This window comes from Burkholderia sp. SJZ089 (genome assembly GCF_007828315.1).
GTDB classification, from domain to species: Bacteria; Pseudomonadota; Gammaproteobacteria; order Burkholderiales; family Burkholderiaceae; genus Burkholderia; species Burkholderia gladioli.
This window is the reverse complement of sequence record NZ_VIUM01000002.1, coordinates 431777-447552: the sequence shown is the minus strand read 5'-3', so window position 1 is coordinate 447552 and position 15776 is coordinate 431777. Positions and strand designations below refer to the sequence as shown.

Here is a 15776-nt window from a genome sequence, read left to right as displayed (position 1 = left end):
CTGCATCACCGCATCACTGCATCACCGCATCACTGCATCACCGCATCACTGCATCACCGCATCACTGCATCACCGCATCACTGCATCACCGCATCACTGCATCACCGCATCACTGCATCACCGCATCACTGCATCACCGCATCACCGCATCACCGCATCAGAACAAGACCAACAACAAGCAACACCGTGCCCGCAATCAAGGAGACGCACATGAAAGGCAAAACCATCGGCATCGCCCGCCAGGGGCCGGCCGAAGCGGAAGGCCCGCGGCGTATCGCGCTCACGCGCCGCGAGCTGCTCAAGGGAAGCGGCGTGCTGATCGGCACGCTGGCGCTGTCCTCGTCGCTGGCGGCGCTGGCGCCGAGCCGGGTCTGGGCCCTGGAGCTGCAGGGCCTGGACACGCACCAGGGCGCGGTGCTGCTGGCGCTGACGCGGCAGATCTATCCGCACCCGACGCTCGACGATGCCGTCTACGCGCTGGTGGTGAAGGATCTCGACGCCAAGGCGCGCAAGGATGCCGCCACGCGCCGGCAACTCGCCGAGGGCGTCAGGCAACTCGACGCGAAGGCGGCCGACGGCGACTGGACCAAACAGGACGGCGCCGCGCAGGCCAAGGACACCGCCGCGCTCGCCGGCACGCCGTTCTTCGAGACGGTGCGCAGCACGGCGGTGGTCTCGCTCTACAGCAACGGCCTGGCCTACAAGCACTTCGGCTACGGCGCCGCCGAGGGCGACGGGGGTTACCTGTTCAAGGGCTTCGACGACCTGAGCTGGCTGCCCGATCCCGCGCCGCAGGACAGCGGCCCCGTTCCGGCAGCCTGACCCCTGGGAGAACCGACATGGCAACGCAACAAGCTGGCAAGCGCTTTTCGCATGACGACGGCAACGTGGTGGTGATCATCGGCTCCGGCGCGGGCGGCGGCACGCTCGCCAACGAGCTGGCGCAGCAGGGTATCGACGTGGTGGTGCTGGAGGCCGGCTCGCTGAACACCCAGGCCGATTTCAAGACCGAGGAATGGGACGCCTTCCACCTGCTGTCCTGGCTCGACCCGCGCACCACCTCGGGCTCCTGGCGCGTGGCGCGAGACTTCCCCACGCTGCCGGCATGGATCTGCAAGACGGTGGGCGGCACCACCACGCACTGGGCCGGCGCGAGCCTGCGGATCCAGCCGCACGAGTTCAAGGCGCGCACCCACTACGGCGCGATCGAGGGCGCCTCGCTGCTCGACTGGCCGGTCACGCGCGAGGAACTCGATCCCTACTACGACCGCGCCGAGAAGAAGATGGGCGTGACGCGTACAAATGGCTGGCCGGGCCTGCCCGGCAACAACAACTTCAAGGTGATGCACGCCGGCGCGAGCAAGCTCGGCTATCGCGAGTGCAATACCGGTCACATGGCGATCAACAGCACCAATCGCGACGATCGCAGCCACTGCTATCAGCGCGGCTTCTGCTTCCAGGGCTGCCGCTTCGGGGCGAAGTGGTCGACGCTCTATACCGAGATCCCGAGGGCGCAGGCCACCGGCCACATGGAGCTGCGGCCGAACTCGCACGTGGCGCGCATCGAGCACGACGCGCACGGCAAGGCGAGCGCCGTGCTCTACTACGACGCGAAGGGCCGCCTGCAGCGCCAGAAGGCGCGCGTGGTGGCGGTGGCCGGCAACTCGATCGAGACGCCGCGGCTGCTGCTGGCCTCGGCCTCGAGCCGCTACCCGGACGGGCTCGCCAATTCCTCGGGGCAGGTGGGGCGCAACTACATGCGCCATACCACCGGCTCGGTCTACGCGGTGTTCGACAAGAAGGTGGAGATGTACAAGGGCACCACCATGGCCGGCATCATCGAGGACGAGGCGCGGTTCGATACCAAGCGCGGCTTCGCCGGCGGCTATCACATGGAGACCATCTCGCTGGGCCTGCCCTTCTACGCCGCCTTCCTGAACCCGGGCGCCTGGGGCAGCGATTTCACCCAGGCCATGGATGCCTATCCGTACACGGCCGGCATGTGGATCGTCGGCGAGGACATGCCGCGCGCCTCGAACCGCATCACGCTCAATCACGCGGTGAAGGACCAATACGGCCTGCCGGTGGCGAACGTGCATTTCGACGATCACCCCAACGACGAGGCGATGCGCGAGCACGGTTTCCGGCAGGGCAGCGCCGTCTACGAGGCGGCGGGCGCGAAGACGGTCTATCGTGTGCCGCCCTATCCTTCGACGCATAATCTCGGCACGGCCCGCATGAGCGCGCGCGCGGAAGACGGGGTCTGCAACGGTTTCGGGCAGACCCACGACATCGCCAACCTGTTCATCTCGGACGGCAGCCAGTTCACCACCGGCGCGGCGGAGAATCCGACCCTGACCATCGTCACGCTGGCGATCCGCCAGGCCGACCATATCGCCGGGCGCATCAAACGGCGCGAGCTGTGAGCGGCGCGGGCCCCTCTCAAGGAGACTGTTCGCATGTGCAGTGTCTACATCAACGCGGATCCCATCCTCTACGAATCGCGCACGCGCGCGATCCGGATACACGGGGTGGTCACCACGGTGCGCCTGGAGAACCTGTTCTGGGACGTGCTGCAGGAGATCGCCAATCGCGAGGACATGACCACCAGCCAGTTCGCCGCCAAGCTGCATGACGAGCTGGTGGCGCTGCGCGGCGAGGAGCCGCTCAACTTCGCCTCGTTCCTGCGCGTGTGCTGCATGCGCTACCTGTCGGTGAGCAGCGCGCGCAACCAGGCCGCCGGCGACGCGCCGCCCGGCGCGGCCCGGCTGAAGGTGGTGGAGGCCGGGCGATAGGGGCAGCGCCCCGCGGCAGGCCCGGGGGGCTGCGCGATGCGCGGCTCCCGGGATCCTGCCCTTTGCTTCGGGCGTGACCAGCCTGTCTCGCTGCGTTCGCATCCCGGTGACGCACTTCGTGTCGCCGCCGTGACGGCCGCGCCGAATTCCTATAGTGACGGCACTTACAACGCGTCAGCGAGTTCCGTCATGCCTCCGTCTCCCCTGATCAGCGGGCGCACCAGCCCGGTCCCGACAACTGCCGAGCCGTCGTCGCAGCACGGCACCACGCCCGTCATCAACGAGCCGGCCCGGGCCACGCAGCAGCAGAACAACCCGGCCCTGGCCATGCAGCGCCGCCGCCAGCGACCGAGCTCGCTGAATGGTGGCACGCCGGTGCAGACGGGCGCGTCGTCGCTCGCGCGCAGCGCCTCCGACAGCGCGCTGGCCGCGCGTCACGGCATGGTCGAATCGCCGCCGGCGAACCTGTCGCCGCTGCAGGCCAGGATGGCGCAGCACGTCCAGCACGCGGTGGAGGAACAGATCAACGGCTCGGGCGAGTCGAGCCCCACCAGCTCGATCAGCTCGCTCGCGCTCGACGATCCGCACCTCCCGCCGTCGGCCCCGGCAGCCACGCCCGCGCAGGCCGAGGCCCAACTCAACGAAGCAGTGAGGAACGCCGACGAGGCGATCGAGTTCATGGCCTCGCTGGTGGCGGCGCTACAGCCGCATGCCGAGCCGCCTTCGCCGTCGTCCTCGAGCCTGCATGTGCCGCCGTTGCCGGACAGCAGCGACTCCTCGCTGCGCAGCAGCGTGTCGAGCGAGAGCCTGCACGTGCCGCCGTTACCCGACAGCAGCGACTCCTCGCTGCGCAGCAGTGTGTCGAGCGAAAGCCTGCATCTGCCGCTGCAGGGCAACGGCTCGACTTCGAGCCTGCACGTGCCGCCGCTGCCCGACAGTAGCGACTCCTCACTGCGCCGCCCGGCTTCGTCGGCCAGCGGCACCTCGGGGCGGCTGCCGCCGCCGCGCACGCGCCTGACGTCCAGCCAGCGCCCCTCGCTGCAGATCGAGACCGAGGACGTGCCCGAGCGCGAAGGCGATATCCCGCTGCGGACCCGCAACACCACCACCAATGAAGCCGAAGCCTCGCCCTCGAGCGCCAGCACGGAAAGCTCGAGCAGTTCGGAGCTGGGCGGCAACGCGCAACTGGTGGCCAACCTGAAGGGCTGGGCTTCCAATATCGGGCATGTCGCCGGCCACGAGGCGGTGGCGGTCGGCCTGACCACGGCGATCCGCGAGGTGGTGAGCGGTCTGGTGCGGGCGGCGCAGAACAACGCGCCCGGCACCGAGAAGGCGCAGGAGGCGGCGGCCGGCGCGTTGATCGCGCTGATGGGCCTGGGCAACCTGCTGGCGATGGTGTCGCGCCGCGCACGCGGCACCAATTCCAACATTGCCGATATCGGCAACGGCCTGCAGATCGCCGGGCTGATCAGCAGCGCGCTCAGCGCGAAGGAAACCGGCCAGTTGCGCGACCAGTTGCCCGCGCTCGCGCGTACCTTCGTCTATGCCGGATTGCGCGACACCGTGAACGCCGTGAAGCCCTACAAGAGCACCCCCGACGGCGAGGGTAACCCCTTGGTGGCGCAGTTGGCGAACACCGTGCCTTACGGTTTCAACCAGTTCTTCGTGAACTGGGGGCAGGGTGCGCGCGGCATGTCGGGCGCGGGCTTCGCCGACAGGCTCCACGAAATTTCGCAGATGAGCAACAAGACCGAGGCCGACGAAGCTTCGCTGCAGCTCGCCAAGGAGGCGCCGCTGCAGTTGTTCGCCTATGTCGGCGCGAATACCGGCGGCGAGTTCTTCGACAAGATCGCCGGCAGCGTGTTCGAGCAGGCGGTGGGCAAGCTCGGCTGGAGCGGTGCCGCGCAGTTGCAGATCGGTCACGACGAGCTGCACTGGCCGACCGGCTCGGAATGGGGCGATGCCGCCGAGAAGACCATCTCGCGGATGTCGCTGTTCGGCTCGGTGATCGGCACCTCGGCGGCGGCCGGCGCGGCGATTGCGGCCGACGGCTACAGCGACTTCCACGCGTCGATGGCCAACAACGCCGTGGGCGGCGCGTTGGTGACGGCGCTGTGCCTGCCGTTCGTGATGACCTTGATGCGCAAGGCCCGGGCGAGCGGCAGCAGCGCCGGCAGCGCCAACAACGTGTGAGCCGGGCGGGGCGGGCGGCGCGCAAGGCTCGGCTCGCCCCGCATCGAGCGCGCGCCGGTGGATTGCGGCGCGTTCGCTCGCGTGCGCGCTCAGAGCGCGTGGCGATACACCAGGAAGCCCGACTTGCTGGCGAGCTGGTCGTAAAGCTTCATCGCCGTCTGGTTGGTTTCGTGCGTCTGCCAGTAGACGCGTTCGGCGCCGTCCTGCCTCGCCTCGCGATAGACAGCCTCGATCAGCGCGCGTCCGACGCCCTTGCCGCGCGCCGAGGCCAGCGTATAGAGATCCTGCAGGTAGCAGATCGGGCCGGCCAGCGTGGTGTGGCGGTGATAGAGGAAGTGGACCAGCCCGACGATCTCGCCCGCCGATTCCGCCACCATCGCGTGCATCGGCTCGTAGCCGTCGAAGAAGCGGCGCCAGGTCAGCTCGGTGATGTCCCTGGGCAGCGCCGTCTCGCCCACGCGGCCGTAGAACGCGTTGTAGCCGTTCCAGAGCGGCAGCCAGGCGTTGAAATCGGCGGGGGTGACGTAACGGACGACGAGCGTGTCTTTCACGGCAAGGGCTCCTGGGTTCGGCATGAGGGGATTGCGGCCAGTATAGGAGCGCGCGTGGCGCTTGTTGAGCGCCACGCGGTGCCGGAATCATGGAGCCACGAAGCGGCTCAGCCCAGTCGATAGACCTTCGCCGCGGTGCCGCGGAACAGCGCCGCGCGGTGGTCGGCGCCGGCATCCGCGGTCACAAGAGCACGATCCTGCGGCACCTGAGCCAGGATCTGGCCGAGACGGCCTCGTTCTACGTGTGGCAGGACGACAAGCGCCTGGTGCTGTATCGCGTCGAGGAAGGTGCTGCGGGCCTTCACGGAGCACCAGCCGAAGCTGGCCGAGGTTCGCGAGCAGCTTTGGCGGTGTCGCGCGGCGAGCGGGATCCGGAAACGGCTTCGGTGTCGGCGCCGGTGTTCGGGTCCAGCGGCGAGCTGGTGGGCGCGCTGACGATGTCGGGACCGAAGGGGCGCTTCGATCTGCCGCCGATCCTGGCCGAGGCGGTGAGGGCCTTGCTGGCGGGCGCGAAGCGGGCCACGGTGGCCTTGGGCGGGGATGGCGGCAGGTTCGAGGCGAGCCTGGCGGCGGCGGGGGCGGCGGGGTTTCGGGTGGGGTGACGCTTCACTTCGCGGGCGGTGCGCCGGACACGACGTGCTCGATGAAGGTGTGGCCAGGGCCGTATGTCGAGGTCGTGATCGAAGCTGCGTCGTTGGGGGCGATGGGATGGCCGCCTGCATCGGTCGAGACGGTGTCGATCTCGACCACCGGAATGCACCAGGCCGCGGAATCGCGCTTCGCCGGATTGCCGTTCGCGTCCGCGCAGTGGAAGATGAACGACTCGGGCAGCTCGCTTGCCGGCATCAGCGCTTCCGAGTGATTCCAGGCGTATTTCACGGCTATCGTGCCCGGGGGCGGCAGCTTCGGCGCCTGGGCACCAGGTGGAAAGGGCTTGGATGTCGCGATTCCCCCCGATACGTTCGTGGTGCAGCCACACGCCAGGACCGCGGACATCCATGTCGAGATCAACAGGCGATGGTGGATGGGAGTGCTGGTCGAGATATTCATGACGGTCAGGATAGCGTTTTCGTTTTTTACGCTATAGCGCAGTATCGAAGGAGACGCGATGAATCAGCTTCAAACACGCCATGCCGAACTCTCGGATATTCCCTCGATCGAGGCGCTGATCGAATATTCCGTCACCGAGCTGATGATGCGCGAGTATTCCGACGAGCAGCGCAGGCTCTCGATCGGCGCGCTGTTCGGCGTGGACCGGAAACTGATCGAGGATCGGACCTACTTCGTGGTCGAGTCGGACGGCGTGATTGCCGGTTGCGGCGGCTGGAGTTTTCGGCGCAAGGCCTTCGGCGGCGAGGCGGTCGCGAATCGGGAAGCGGGTTGTCTCGACCCGGCTACCGAGGCGGCGCATATTCGGGCGTTTTATGTGCATCCGCAATTCGCCCGGCTGGGCATCGCCACGCTGCTGATGAAGACAAGCGAAACGGCGGCGCGGGAACGTGGCTTCACGCGACTGCAACTGACGGCGACGCTGACTGGGCAGCACTTCTACGCGAAATACGGTTTCCAGGCGCGCGAGCGGCTCGACTTCCTGTTGCCGGGGGATGTCAGGTTTCCGCTGGTCGAGATGGAGTTTGTCTGCGCGGAAGCGGAGCGTGGCGGCGAGCCTGCCTGATTGATGCGATCGGGCCAGGCTGCGGAAAATCAATTCGTATCGAGAAAAGCGAGTCACGCGTTCGCGGACTCGCTTTTCCATTACCGCGTCACGACTGGATGAAGGCGAGCAGGTCGGCGTTGAGCACGTCGGCATTGACCGTCAGCATGCCGTGCGAGAAGCCGGGGTAGGTCTTCAGCGTGCCGTTCTTCAGCAGCTTGATGGACTTCAGCGCGGCGTCGGCGATCGGCACGATCTGGTCGTCCTCGCCGTGCAGCACCAGGGTCGGCACGGAAATCGCCTTGAGGTCCTCGGTCTGGTCGGTTTCCGAGAAGGCCTTGATGCCCTCGTAATGCGCCTTCGCGCTGCCGATCATGCCTTGGCGCCACCAGTTCTGGATCACGCCCTGATGAACCGTCGCGCCCGGGCGATTGAAGCCATAGAACGGGCCGCTCGGCACGTCGAGGAAGAACTGCGCGCGGTTGTCGGCCAGTGCCTTGCGGAAGCCGTCGAACACTTCGATGGGCAGGCCTTCGGGGTTGGCATCGGTCTTCAGCATGAGCGGCGGCACCGCGCTGACCAGCACCGCCTTCGCGACGCGCCCGGCCGGCTCGCCATGCTTGGCGACATAGCGGGCGACTTCACCGCCGCCGGTCGAGTGGCCGATGTGGACGGCGTTCTTCAGGTCGAGCGCCTCGACCACGGCGAAGGCGTCGGCCGCGTAATGGTCCATGTCGTGCCCGTCCGATACCTGCGACGAGCGGCCATGCCCGCGACGATCGTGAGCGATCACGCGATAGCCCTTCTGCACGAAGAACAGCAGTTGCGCGTCCCAGTCGTCCGAGGACAGGGGCCAGCCATGATGGAAGACGATGGGCTGCGCGTCCTTGGGGCCCCAGTCTTTGTAGAAAATCTCGACCTGATCTTTGGTGGTGACGAATGGCATGGTAATCCTCACTCTGAGAAAGATTTGGAGCAGGGGCCGGGCCGAGCGGGGCTCGGCGCGGGGTTGGTGGTGGTGCGGGTGGAACGGGGCGACGGTGCTCGGCTGGGCTGCGTGAGAACTGGGGTTGGTCGCGGAGCGCGTGGGGCTGCGTTACGCGTGCTTCGATGGCCAGCGAATCAGGTCCCGGCGCAGCAGAAGCCAGCATGCCCGCTTACGGTTTCGCGTTTGTGTCCGTCGTCACCCGGATAGAACAGTACACGCTTACGCGCTTTGTTTGCAGGGTTGGTTGGTGATGTCTGTCAGGAGCGCACGATACGGCGGTGACGGGGCGGACGGTTGCGCTGCATGGCGTCGGTAGGCCGAAGGGATAATCCTCAAGGCCTAGCAGATCAACTGGAACCCGAAGGTGTCGCGATGCTGGTTAATAGAGGCCTTCAGGACTTGAAGCGGCGGTCGAACTCCATCTGAGAGAAAATGCGCTCGCCAGTTTGAGAGTTTCGTCGGTCCGGTGCAATTCCTTGGTCTCACGCTCCAAAGTCTTGTAACCGTGCATTGCACAGGAACGACGCGTCGATGGCTTGCTGCGAGGAATCTGTTCAATCCATCTGCAAATCGGCGCGCTTGATCCAGCGTACGAGGTCAGTACCGCTGGCGAAGTAGTCGATTTGCACCCAATCGCCGTTGCGTACGAGCACTGCGGCAACGTCGTCCTTGACTAGATAAGCCTTAGTGATCGCTGAGTCTTCAGGTTTCGAATACAAACGAGCCCGTCGGCTAGTAATGGAGGCAAATCCAATCCAACTGCGCGCTGCACTGAACGTTAACGAATCTCCTGTGGAAATCGTTGGGACATCGCAATTTGGCAGGTCGCCATTCACGCGTACCGACCACACACCTTTCGCGCTTGCTGCCACCGAAATCGGTTCGCCTCGATCTCCGCTGAATTGCGTGGCGAAATCGACTTCGTTTCGAGTCACGGATGTACTCCTCAGCAAGAAGCGGCAAGTCGGATCCCGGTCCGGATTATTGGCAGCCGGTGCGGTGGAAGGGTTGTCGAAGAAACCCGTAACGTTGCCATTGTTGACCACGAGGTAAAGCGTTCGATAATCCAATTGTGCGCCGGGGATGCTACGCAAGGCGTAGACACCTGATCGAAGCTCATCCGCGGATACTGTCGTATGGATCGACGACGTAACTGCAAGCACAGCGACCATTGCCAAACCGATTCGTTTCATTTCGTTCCTTTCTTCGCTGCATCAAATTTTTCGAACTTGTCGAAATTGCTCTTCATCTTGCTGTCGTATTTATTATCTTTGTAGCCCGAGCCGTTGTAGCCTTTGGCAAAAGCTGTGAAATCCTCATCCTTGACCGCTTTTACGAGAGCCGGGCTTGCCTTTACGAACGCGACAAAGGCCTTCAAGTGTGCTCGCTCGGATTTCGACATCTCTCGAACCATCTCCTCGACACTGCCGTAGCCTACCATCGAGTAGTTTGCGCCCATGATCTGAAATGCGCCCCATGAGCATGACTTCAGTGCAGCTGAAGAGTCAAGCCGATAGGCTTTGCGCAGGCGCCGATAGCTAAATGTCCCATACATGTCACGTTCCTTTGTCAGCACACCATCGTCGACCAGTTCTGTCGCGGTTTCAGCCTCATCCTCATGCCCCTTGTCTTTCTTTTTGCTGAAATGCACCCAGACATCGACGTCGTGCTGCTTGCCATCCTCTCCCTTGAGAGACATCTTTTTCTTGATGTACTTGGTCTTAGCTTGATAGTAGCCGACCGGGTAGGAGAGGTCAGGATTCGTATCCCAGTACTTGCCGCCCGTGAGCCTGTAGAAATAGTGACGCTCGTAGAGGATCGTTGGCACCTTGCGTCCATCGACCGTTGTGAAGCTGCCACCTCGAACCTCAGTTTCGTGAACTGCCTTGATCACGTTCACCTTGCAGCCAAGTTGCTTTGCAGCGTCGGCGAAATCAGCCTCAGTGATCGGATCTCCCGTGTACTTGTCGAGGAATTCGTCAAGCGATGCGTCGTCACTCGTGACTTTCGTATTTGTGGCGCCGCCCGCGTCATTGGTTTGCTGTTTTTTTACGCCCTTGCCGGGACCAAACGACGAGTCGGTCTGGTCACCTGCTGCTGGCGCCTTGGGGCGTGGCTGAGGGGGCGCATGCTGAGCCTTGTCGTCTTGTGGGTGGGCTTCGGTTTGCGTTTTGATCTTCAATCGTGGGCTTACGAGCGTCACGAGCTTGTTCACATCCTCAGACACTGTTTCGTAGACCTTCTTCCACTCGCCGCTTAGCTTCTGGAAGAATATTTCTACAGTCTGTCCTGCGAAGTCAGGCACGAATTCGGCCAACTGGCCGGCTTTCGATGTGCGTCCGCAAATTTCCCGTTCTCCGCAGCGGATCTTATAGGCGGCATCAGGCAGCGGGTTATGCTCAGCGTCGAGTGTATTCGCATTGATCTTGCCGCTTTTGGCAGGCATGCGCAGCCGTGTGCCAACGCGTAGCGCACGAGGGTCGTGAATATCGTTGAGTTTCGCGATTTCGGTCCAGGGCACGCCCTTCGTCTTGGCGATTCCACTCAACGTATCGTTCGGTTTTACGGTATATGTCGACGCGTCATCAGTCATGGTGAGAATTCCCTTATTGCATGCTGGTGAGGTATCCCCGCCGAGATTTATTTTGCCGGCGGCGTTCCGGATACTACGTGCTCGATAAACGTGTGGTCGGGACCATACACGGAAGTTGTAATCGAGGCGGCATCTTTAGGGGCGATGGGATGGCCGCTTGCGTCGGTCGAAACGGTCTCGATTTCGACGACGGGGATACACCAGGCAGCGGCACTGCGCTCAGTCGGGTTGCCGTCGGCATCCGAGCAGCGGAATATGAACGACTCGGGCAACCCGCTGGCAGGCATCACTTCCTTCGAATGGTTCCAGGCGTACTTCACGACAATCGTGCCCGGATGCGGTGTGTTGGGGGCCTGAGCTCCCGCTGGAAGTGGTTTGGACATCGCGTTGGCTCCCAATACATTCGTTGTGCAGCCGCACGTCAGTAGTGCGGTCATCAGTGTTGCGGCCAGCAGGTGGCGTTTAATCGGCGATTTGGTCAAAGTATTCATAGCGGGCAGGATAGCGCTTTCGTCCTTCTTGTTCACACGGCGTGCCTTTGCTCGACCAATACATGTTCGCCGATTCAGCAAAGTCTTCGTTAGGGTTGCTACCAGCATAGGCAGATGGTACCTGACCGTCCTTCTTGATCGCATCCAGATAGCCCTTTTTCAGCGCTGGGTCCTTCCAGAGAGTCTCGCTCCACAGATGGCCCGTCTCGTGGATCATCGTGCTGTCGATATATTGCTGTGGAATGGACGTCCAGTCTTTCCACGGGTAGAACGCCACACCTTGCGCGACGCTGGCCGTTGCTGCTGAATAGAAATCAGGCTTGTTGTAGATCTTTTGCCAGACCGCATCCTGCGGATTCGGGCCAGGATTAATTGAGACCTTGCTCAATTGCTCGAGCTGTTGAGGGGGCGCCGATTCTAGCGCCTTGGCAATAGCTTGCTGATCTGGCACGGCGGTACCGGTCGGGGCGCTACTCTTAGGCACATAAATATCCACGGGGTGATCGTTCACCTTCGCGTTGTACAGTGTTGCGTCCTGCTGCCTGCCACCCGGAAAGGTAAACTTTGTGTCGCTACCCTTGGACAACGTCACAGTGTTTTTTTTGCTGTAGAAATCGGCGGGTGCGTCGATACGGCCTTTCGTACCGTCAAGATACGAGCAATCGGGTGTAGTCGACTGAGGCGAGGGAGTCGGCGATTGTATTTCTTCGGTCGCGAGCCATTCATCCTTTTCCATCCAGATATCAACCGGCTCTTGCTCGCGTGTGAAAAAGCGTTCGCCATTACCGAATGCATCGGTCGTGCCGCTCGCTATGATGGTTCCGCTTGCCGTAGCAACGTAATACGGCGCATTGGCCCAAGCGTGCGTGGTTCCGTCCGATGCGGCAATCGCGTCCAGGCCGGACATGTCGAGTCGATTGCTGAAGCGCTTCATGTCGCTTGGAATCGGCAGGGCAGGCAATGGATACGATTGCTGCGCGGGGCCATTGAAAATATGCTGAGCACCTTTAATATCAATCTTTCCTGGTGCATGGATCTCGATGTTGCCGTCCTTGAGGCGTATGTAGGCGCCCCCAGACGTGATCAAAATCTCCTGCTTGCCGGCGACTTCGATGTTTTGTGTTGCCGACAAGACCTTGACCGCTTTCTGGGCCGTCATTTCGATGTTGTCCGCGTGTGCCTGGATTTCAATCTTGCCCTTGGCGGAAAACAGCTTCATTCCTGCATTCTGTACGAACAGGCTCAATTTTTCGCCAATACTGGCGATCAGTGATTTCCCGGCAGCGATGTGCGTGCTCTGCCCGCTTACTAGGTTGATGTGCTCGGTGGCGGCGCTATGGATTGATTGTTGCGAAGACAAGCCAATCGCGGCTGGGCTGCCGAATACCATCACCGGCTGCTGGAACACATTGGCATTACCTGTACCGCCGCCCGCCGTGTTGCCTCCGCCCCCCATAGCTCCGTTCACGCTGTTCTGGGTCGCGTTGGTCAGTGCGCGCATTGTGTCCTGGGCGCCTTGAAGGCTTTCGGCCTGATGTTGCTCGCTGATCTGAGACAACGACTCGACGATACTCTCGGCATTAACGAGTTGCTGCTGCGTTTCTCTCACGTCCAACGGCTGACTGTTGGGCGACTTCGGATGTGTGGTGATGTAGAGGCCCCGGCTGGCGCGCACCGCGCCGTAGTCGTCGGTCCGCAGGTCGAAGCCGTTGCCAAGGTAGGCGCCGCGCGAGTTACCGCTCTGGTCAATCAGGTACCCGAGATGAAGCAGGCTATTTGCGCTACTGCTCATCAGTTGCACGCGATTCTGACCCGTGGCATCGTCCATTACCATCTGGTTGTATCCGTTGCCGCCATATTCCTTTGAGCGGTGGCCCGATAGGATGCCGTTGCTGTGCCACTGGGGCTTCACCGCGCCGTTGTAGATGCGGTGCAATACAATCGGCCGGTCACAATCGCCACCGACGTAACCAACGATTACCTCCTCGCCGACGCGGGGCATATGCACACCGCCGTAACCTCCACCGGTATCGGACTGCGCGACGCGCACCCAGCATGACGCACGCTCATCGCCGTCGTTCAGGCGATCCCAGATGAAGCGTACCTTGACGCGATTGAGTTCATCCGTATAAACCTCCTCGCCGCTCGGGCCAACGACGATGGCCGTCTCCAGATGCATTTCTGGTTTCTTGTGTTCGAACGGGCTGCGGTAAGGCACCGTAATGCGTTGCGCTTCAACTTCTGCAAGATAGAAGCCCGCCGATCCGTCATCGTGATTGATGGCAATGCCCGCATATCCAGACTTGGCGTGCCTCAGCGCCATTTGTAGGCTGTGCGGGAAGTGTGCCTCCTGCTTTGACAACGGCAGGTTGTTCTCGACGTAGCGCCGCACTTTGATCGCCGCAAACTCGCGCTGAGCGGTAGGATCGCGATCGTGCTCCGGGTGACCGTTCAATTCGAACCGCAAACCCGCGTCGATACTGCGTACGCCGCCTGCTGCAAAAAAACGCTTCGCGCGCGACTCCCATTCTTCCAGCCGAATTTTGGAGAGATATTCGCCGCGATCCTGGCGGCCATAGGTGTAGGCGCCCGTGTATTCGTAGATTTCCGCCTGCTCCGGCAGATTGCCCTGTCCCGCCATGGTAGGTAGGGTGGTGCCTTTCGGGTTGGCAGAGGACGATGGGGCCTTGTAGTCAAATGTGCGTGTCGTATGCATTGAGCTCTGCAAGGTGCGCGAACCCATCCACTGCGTGAACGCATCTACTTCACTGCCCGCGCCAGATCTGTAAAACTCAATGGGGTTGATCGATATGTCGTCGAGTGAATGAACGTCGTCGGTCACGACCAATGTATGCGATTTACCATCCTTGCTCTGCCGCCAGAAGCCGAACAGCCCCTCCTCTTCCATCAATCGATGCACGAAGTTCCAGTCGGATTCGCTCTGGCGGCAATACGACCGCGACGGCAATGGCTTCGACAACGCGAACTGGAAATGCCCCTGAGCCTGTGGATGCTGATTGAATACATCGGTGATGATCGCGTCGATTGATTGATTCTGCCAGTACCGCATGTCGCTGCGGAATCGCAGGAAGTGCATCCACGAGGCGAACACCAACTGATAGGCAGTGAAGCTGCCGTCGGCACCGAGTCGGCGCGCGGTATGAATGTAGCCGTTGGTCGGAAGGTAGGATTTGTCTGCCTGCTGAATCCATAGCGTCATCGGCTGGGCGATCACCGCTTTGAGTTCGACGTCGCTTGCCGTCGAGATCATGTCGAGCGTCACGCTGAAGTCGCGCCCGAGTTTCGCATCAGTTAGGACTCGACACGGCACCATCGTGTTGGCTGGCAACGACGGAATGTCAGCTTTGATGAGACGGTCTTGCTGAATCAGGCCGCCCTGGAGGGCTTGAGTCAAATCGGTCAGGTTCATTCGTTACCCATCTTGTTGTCGGCCTTGCCGCGGCCTGATCTCTCGCGAGGACGGCTCCTCGATTCCAACTTGTCAGAGGATTCTAACGGTATCGACGCTTCGTGAGAATTTTGGGGTGAAATGAATTTGAAGGAATTGAGCGATGTCGGCTTGATGGCGGAATCTCGGAAAACTTGCGTCCATCCTCTCATGTGCTGTCGCCGGGATAGCTTCGATGCTCGCGTACTTGACGCAGGAAGCAATCATTCATAATCCATGTGCGTCGCCATATCCGAGTCGTTTTTTTGACTTGTAACTGCCGATACGCCTGCGACAGGGGACACCGTAATGGTGACCCATGGAGTCCGACGGTCGATGCCATTTGTTCCGTCGATCTGGTCAGGGCAGCTCACTGCCCATGTTCCCGCCGCACCATGTCATCGAACTGTTGCTGCTGCTCCAGGGCGCGTCGCTTGATTTCCTCGCTATCGTCCCAGCCTTGCACCGGCGCTCGCGAACGCGCATACGCCCCCGGATCCACGTTCGACATGGGCGGCGCGTTATGCATGGTCTCGATGAGCCTTTGCCGTTGCTCCTGAAGCTGGCGCTGAGCCTGAGGGCGCTGCGCGATATCGAGCGCATTGCGTTTCTTCGTGATGTCATCGATCACCGCCTGCAGCACCTGTGCACGGTGCGTATCGTGAGCGGCGGTAGCCTGCTTCAGGTCTTGCCTGGCTTTTTGTTCCGCCAGGTCATATTGTAGGAACCGTGGATCCAGCATGCCGGCCGATACCGACATCCTGTCCATGTTGATGTTTTGGCAAAGCTGATCGCAGGGGGGCGGCGGCGGTGCGCAACTTGCCAGCAGGGCGATGCTGGACAGCAACGGAAATATCCTGGCGTTGGTTTTCATCGAAATCTTTTGCCGATATGGGAGTTGAGTAAGAGGGCCGGACGCTGATGTCCTGCGTGTGCGATGTCTCGATTCGCGGTCGCTCGACCACTCGAACACCTGTTCCGCGACGTCAAGCACTTGCAGTTAAGACACCTGGGCGATGCTGCCGCGTCTCCACCCGTTGCGGGATCTGCTATCTCGTCGGGT

The 15776-nt window shown here is 62.1% G+C and carries 14 protein-coding genes, 1 pseudogene and 1 other annotated feature; of the genes and pseudogenes, 7 read left to right on the top strand and 8 right to left on the bottom strand.

From position 1 onward, the window contains the following. The 5 genes and pseudogenes from FB600_RS37480 to FB600_RS05035 all read left to right on the top strand — a co-directional run. Positions 1-214: pseudogene (locus tag FB600_RS37480) on the top strand (hypothetical protein); the annotation flags it as partial. After that, complete coding sequence (locus tag FB600_RS05050) at positions 211-822, top strand: twin-arginine translocation signal domain-containing protein (protein ID WP_046581859.1); 612 nt, start codon at positions 211-213, stop codon at positions 820-822. The pseudogene FB600_RS37480 and the gene FB600_RS05050, both read left to right, overlap by 4 nt. A 17-nt stretch (positions 823-839) precedes the next feature. After that, entirely contained in the window at positions 840-2426 is a 1587-nt protein-coding gene (locus tag FB600_RS05045; RefSeq protein ID WP_013699604.1) for a GMC family oxidoreductase, read from the top strand. 33 nt (positions 2427-2459) lie between these two features. Further along, on the top strand, positions 2460-2795 hold the full coding sequence (locus FB600_RS05040) for a ribbon-helix-helix domain-containing protein (RefSeq protein ID WP_013699603.1): 336 nt from the start codon (positions 2460-2462) through the stop codon (positions 2793-2795). Between the two features lie 189 nt (positions 2796-2984). Beyond that, on the top strand, positions 2985-4988 hold the full coding sequence (locus FB600_RS05035; RefSeq protein WP_127841000.1) for a hypothetical protein: 2004 nt from the start codon (positions 2985-2987) through the stop codon (positions 4986-4988). Between the two features lie 89 nt (positions 4989-5077). Here FB600_RS05035 and FB600_RS05030 read toward each other — a convergent pair whose 3' ends face one another. Continuing rightward, the gene (locus FB600_RS05030; RefSeq protein WP_046581947.1) at positions 5078-5563 is read right to left on the bottom strand and encodes a GNAT family N-acetyltransferase; all 486 of its coding nucleotides are present in this window, start codon (positions 5561-5563) and stop codon (positions 5078-5080) included. A gap of 65 nt (positions 5564-5628) precedes the next feature. Between FB600_RS05030 and FB600_RS05025 the strand changes: the two genes are divergently transcribed. Further along, complete coding sequence (locus tag FB600_RS05025; RefSeq protein ID WP_145756331.1) at positions 5629-6141, top strand: IclR family transcriptional regulator C-terminal domain-containing protein; 513 nt, start codon at positions 5629-5631, stop codon at positions 6139-6141. A gap of 4 nt (positions 6142-6145) precedes the next feature. Here the strand turns inward: FB600_RS05025 and FB600_RS05020 are convergent, their stop codons facing one another. Then, positions 6146-6589, bottom strand: coding sequence for a hypothetical protein (locus FB600_RS05020; RefSeq protein ID WP_145756330.1), 444 nt, complete (start codon positions 6587-6589; stop codon positions 6146-6148). Between the two features lie 58 nt (positions 6590-6647). Here FB600_RS05020 and FB600_RS05015 point away from each other — a divergent pair, with 58 nt between their 5' ends. After that, positions 6648-7214: a GNAT family N-acetyltransferase gene (locus FB600_RS05015; RefSeq protein WP_013699595.1), complete on the top strand. Its 567-nt coding sequence runs from the start codon at positions 6648-6650 to the stop codon at positions 7212-7214. Between the two features lie 88 nt (positions 7215-7302). Here FB600_RS05015 and FB600_RS05010 read toward each other — a convergent pair whose 3' ends face one another. From FB600_RS05010 to FB600_RS04985, 6 genes are all read right to left on the bottom strand, one after another. Continuing rightward, the gene (locus FB600_RS05010) at positions 7303-8139 is read right to left on the bottom strand and encodes an alpha/beta fold hydrolase (protein ID WP_017919115.1); all 837 of its coding nucleotides are present in this window, start codon (positions 8137-8139) and stop codon (positions 7303-7305) included. 363 nt (positions 8140-8502) lie between these two features. Next, positions 8503-8618: a sequence feature (AL1L pseudoknot), on the bottom strand. Positions 8619-8735: 117 nt separating this feature from the next. Then, positions 8736-9374, bottom strand: coding sequence for a hypothetical protein (locus tag FB600_RS05005; RefSeq protein WP_127841002.1), 639 nt, complete (start codon positions 9372-9374; stop codon positions 8736-8738). Then, positions 9371-10774 (bottom strand): N-acetylmuramidase domain-containing protein, encoded by a 1404-nt coding sequence (locus FB600_RS05000; protein WP_145756329.1) that lies wholly within the window; start codon positions 10772-10774, stop codon positions 9371-9373. The genes FB600_RS05005 and FB600_RS05000 overlap by 4 nt, the downstream gene beginning before the upstream one ends. Positions 10775-10821: 47 nt before the next feature. Next, a complete protein-coding gene (locus tag FB600_RS04995; protein ID WP_145756328.1) occupies positions 10822-11301 on the bottom strand; it encodes a hypothetical protein in 480 nt (159 codons plus the stop codon). Then, complete coding sequence (locus FB600_RS04990; protein ID WP_315898283.1) at positions 11237-14695, bottom strand: type VI secretion system Vgr family protein; 3459 nt, start codon at positions 14693-14695, stop codon at positions 11237-11239. The genes FB600_RS04995 and FB600_RS04990 overlap by 65 nt, the downstream gene beginning before the upstream one ends. Before the next feature lie 388 nt (positions 14696-15083). Continuing rightward, positions 15084-15587 (bottom strand): hypothetical protein, encoded by a 504-nt coding sequence (locus FB600_RS04985; RefSeq protein ID WP_145756327.1) that lies wholly within the window; start codon positions 15585-15587, stop codon positions 15084-15086. Between the last annotated feature and the right edge of the window lie 189 nt (positions 15588-15776).

Bases quoted from the DNA above. Each gene is read 5' to 3' on its own strand.
- FB600_RS05045 (WP_013699604.1), top strand. From the start codon at position 840: ATGGCAACGCAACAAGCTGGCAAGCGCTTTTCGCATGACGACGGCAAC.
- FB600_RS04990 (WP_315898283.1), bottom strand. From the start codon at position 14,695: ATGAACCTGACCGATTTGACTCAAGCCCTCCAGGGCGGCCTGATTCAG.
- FB600_RS05015 (WP_013699595.1), top strand. From the start codon at position 6,648: ATGAATCAGCTTCAAACACGCCATGCCGAACTCTCGGATATTCCCTCG.
- FB600_RS05025 (WP_145756331.1), top strand. From the start codon at position 5,629: ATGGAGCCACGAAGCGGCTCAGCCCAGTCGATAGACCTTCGCCGCGGT.
- FB600_RS05035 (WP_127841000.1), top strand. From the start codon at position 2,985: ATGCCTCCGTCTCCCCTGATCAGCGGGCGCACCAGCCCGGTCCCGACA.
- FB600_RS05005 (WP_127841002.1), bottom strand. From the start codon at position 9,374: ATGAAACGAATCGGTTTGGCAATGGTCGCTGTGCTTGCAGTTACGTCG.
- FB600_RS04985 (WP_145756327.1), bottom strand. From the start codon at position 15,587: ATGAAAACCAACGCCAGGATATTTCCGTTGCTGTCCAGCATCGCCCTG.
- FB600_RS05020 (WP_145756330.1), bottom strand. From the start codon at position 6,589: ATGAATATCTCGACCAGCACTCCCATCCACCATCGCCTGTTGATCTCG.
- FB600_RS05000 (WP_145756329.1), bottom strand. From the start codon at position 10,774: ATGACTGATGACGCGTCGACATATACCGTAAAACCGAACGATACGTTG.
- FB600_RS05030 (WP_046581947.1), bottom strand. From the start codon at position 5,563: ATGCCGAACCCAGGAGCCCTTGCCGTGAAAGACACGCTCGTCGTCCGT.
- FB600_RS05010 (WP_017919115.1), bottom strand. From the start codon at position 8,139: ATGCCATTCGTCACCACCAAAGATCAGGTCGAGATTTTCTACAAAGAC.
- FB600_RS05040 (WP_013699603.1), top strand. From the start codon at position 2,460: ATGTGCAGTGTCTACATCAACGCGGATCCCATCCTCTACGAATCGCGC.
- FB600_RS05050 (WP_046581859.1), top strand. From the start codon at position 211: ATGAAAGGCAAAACCATCGGCATCGCCCGCCAGGGGCCGGCCGAAGCG.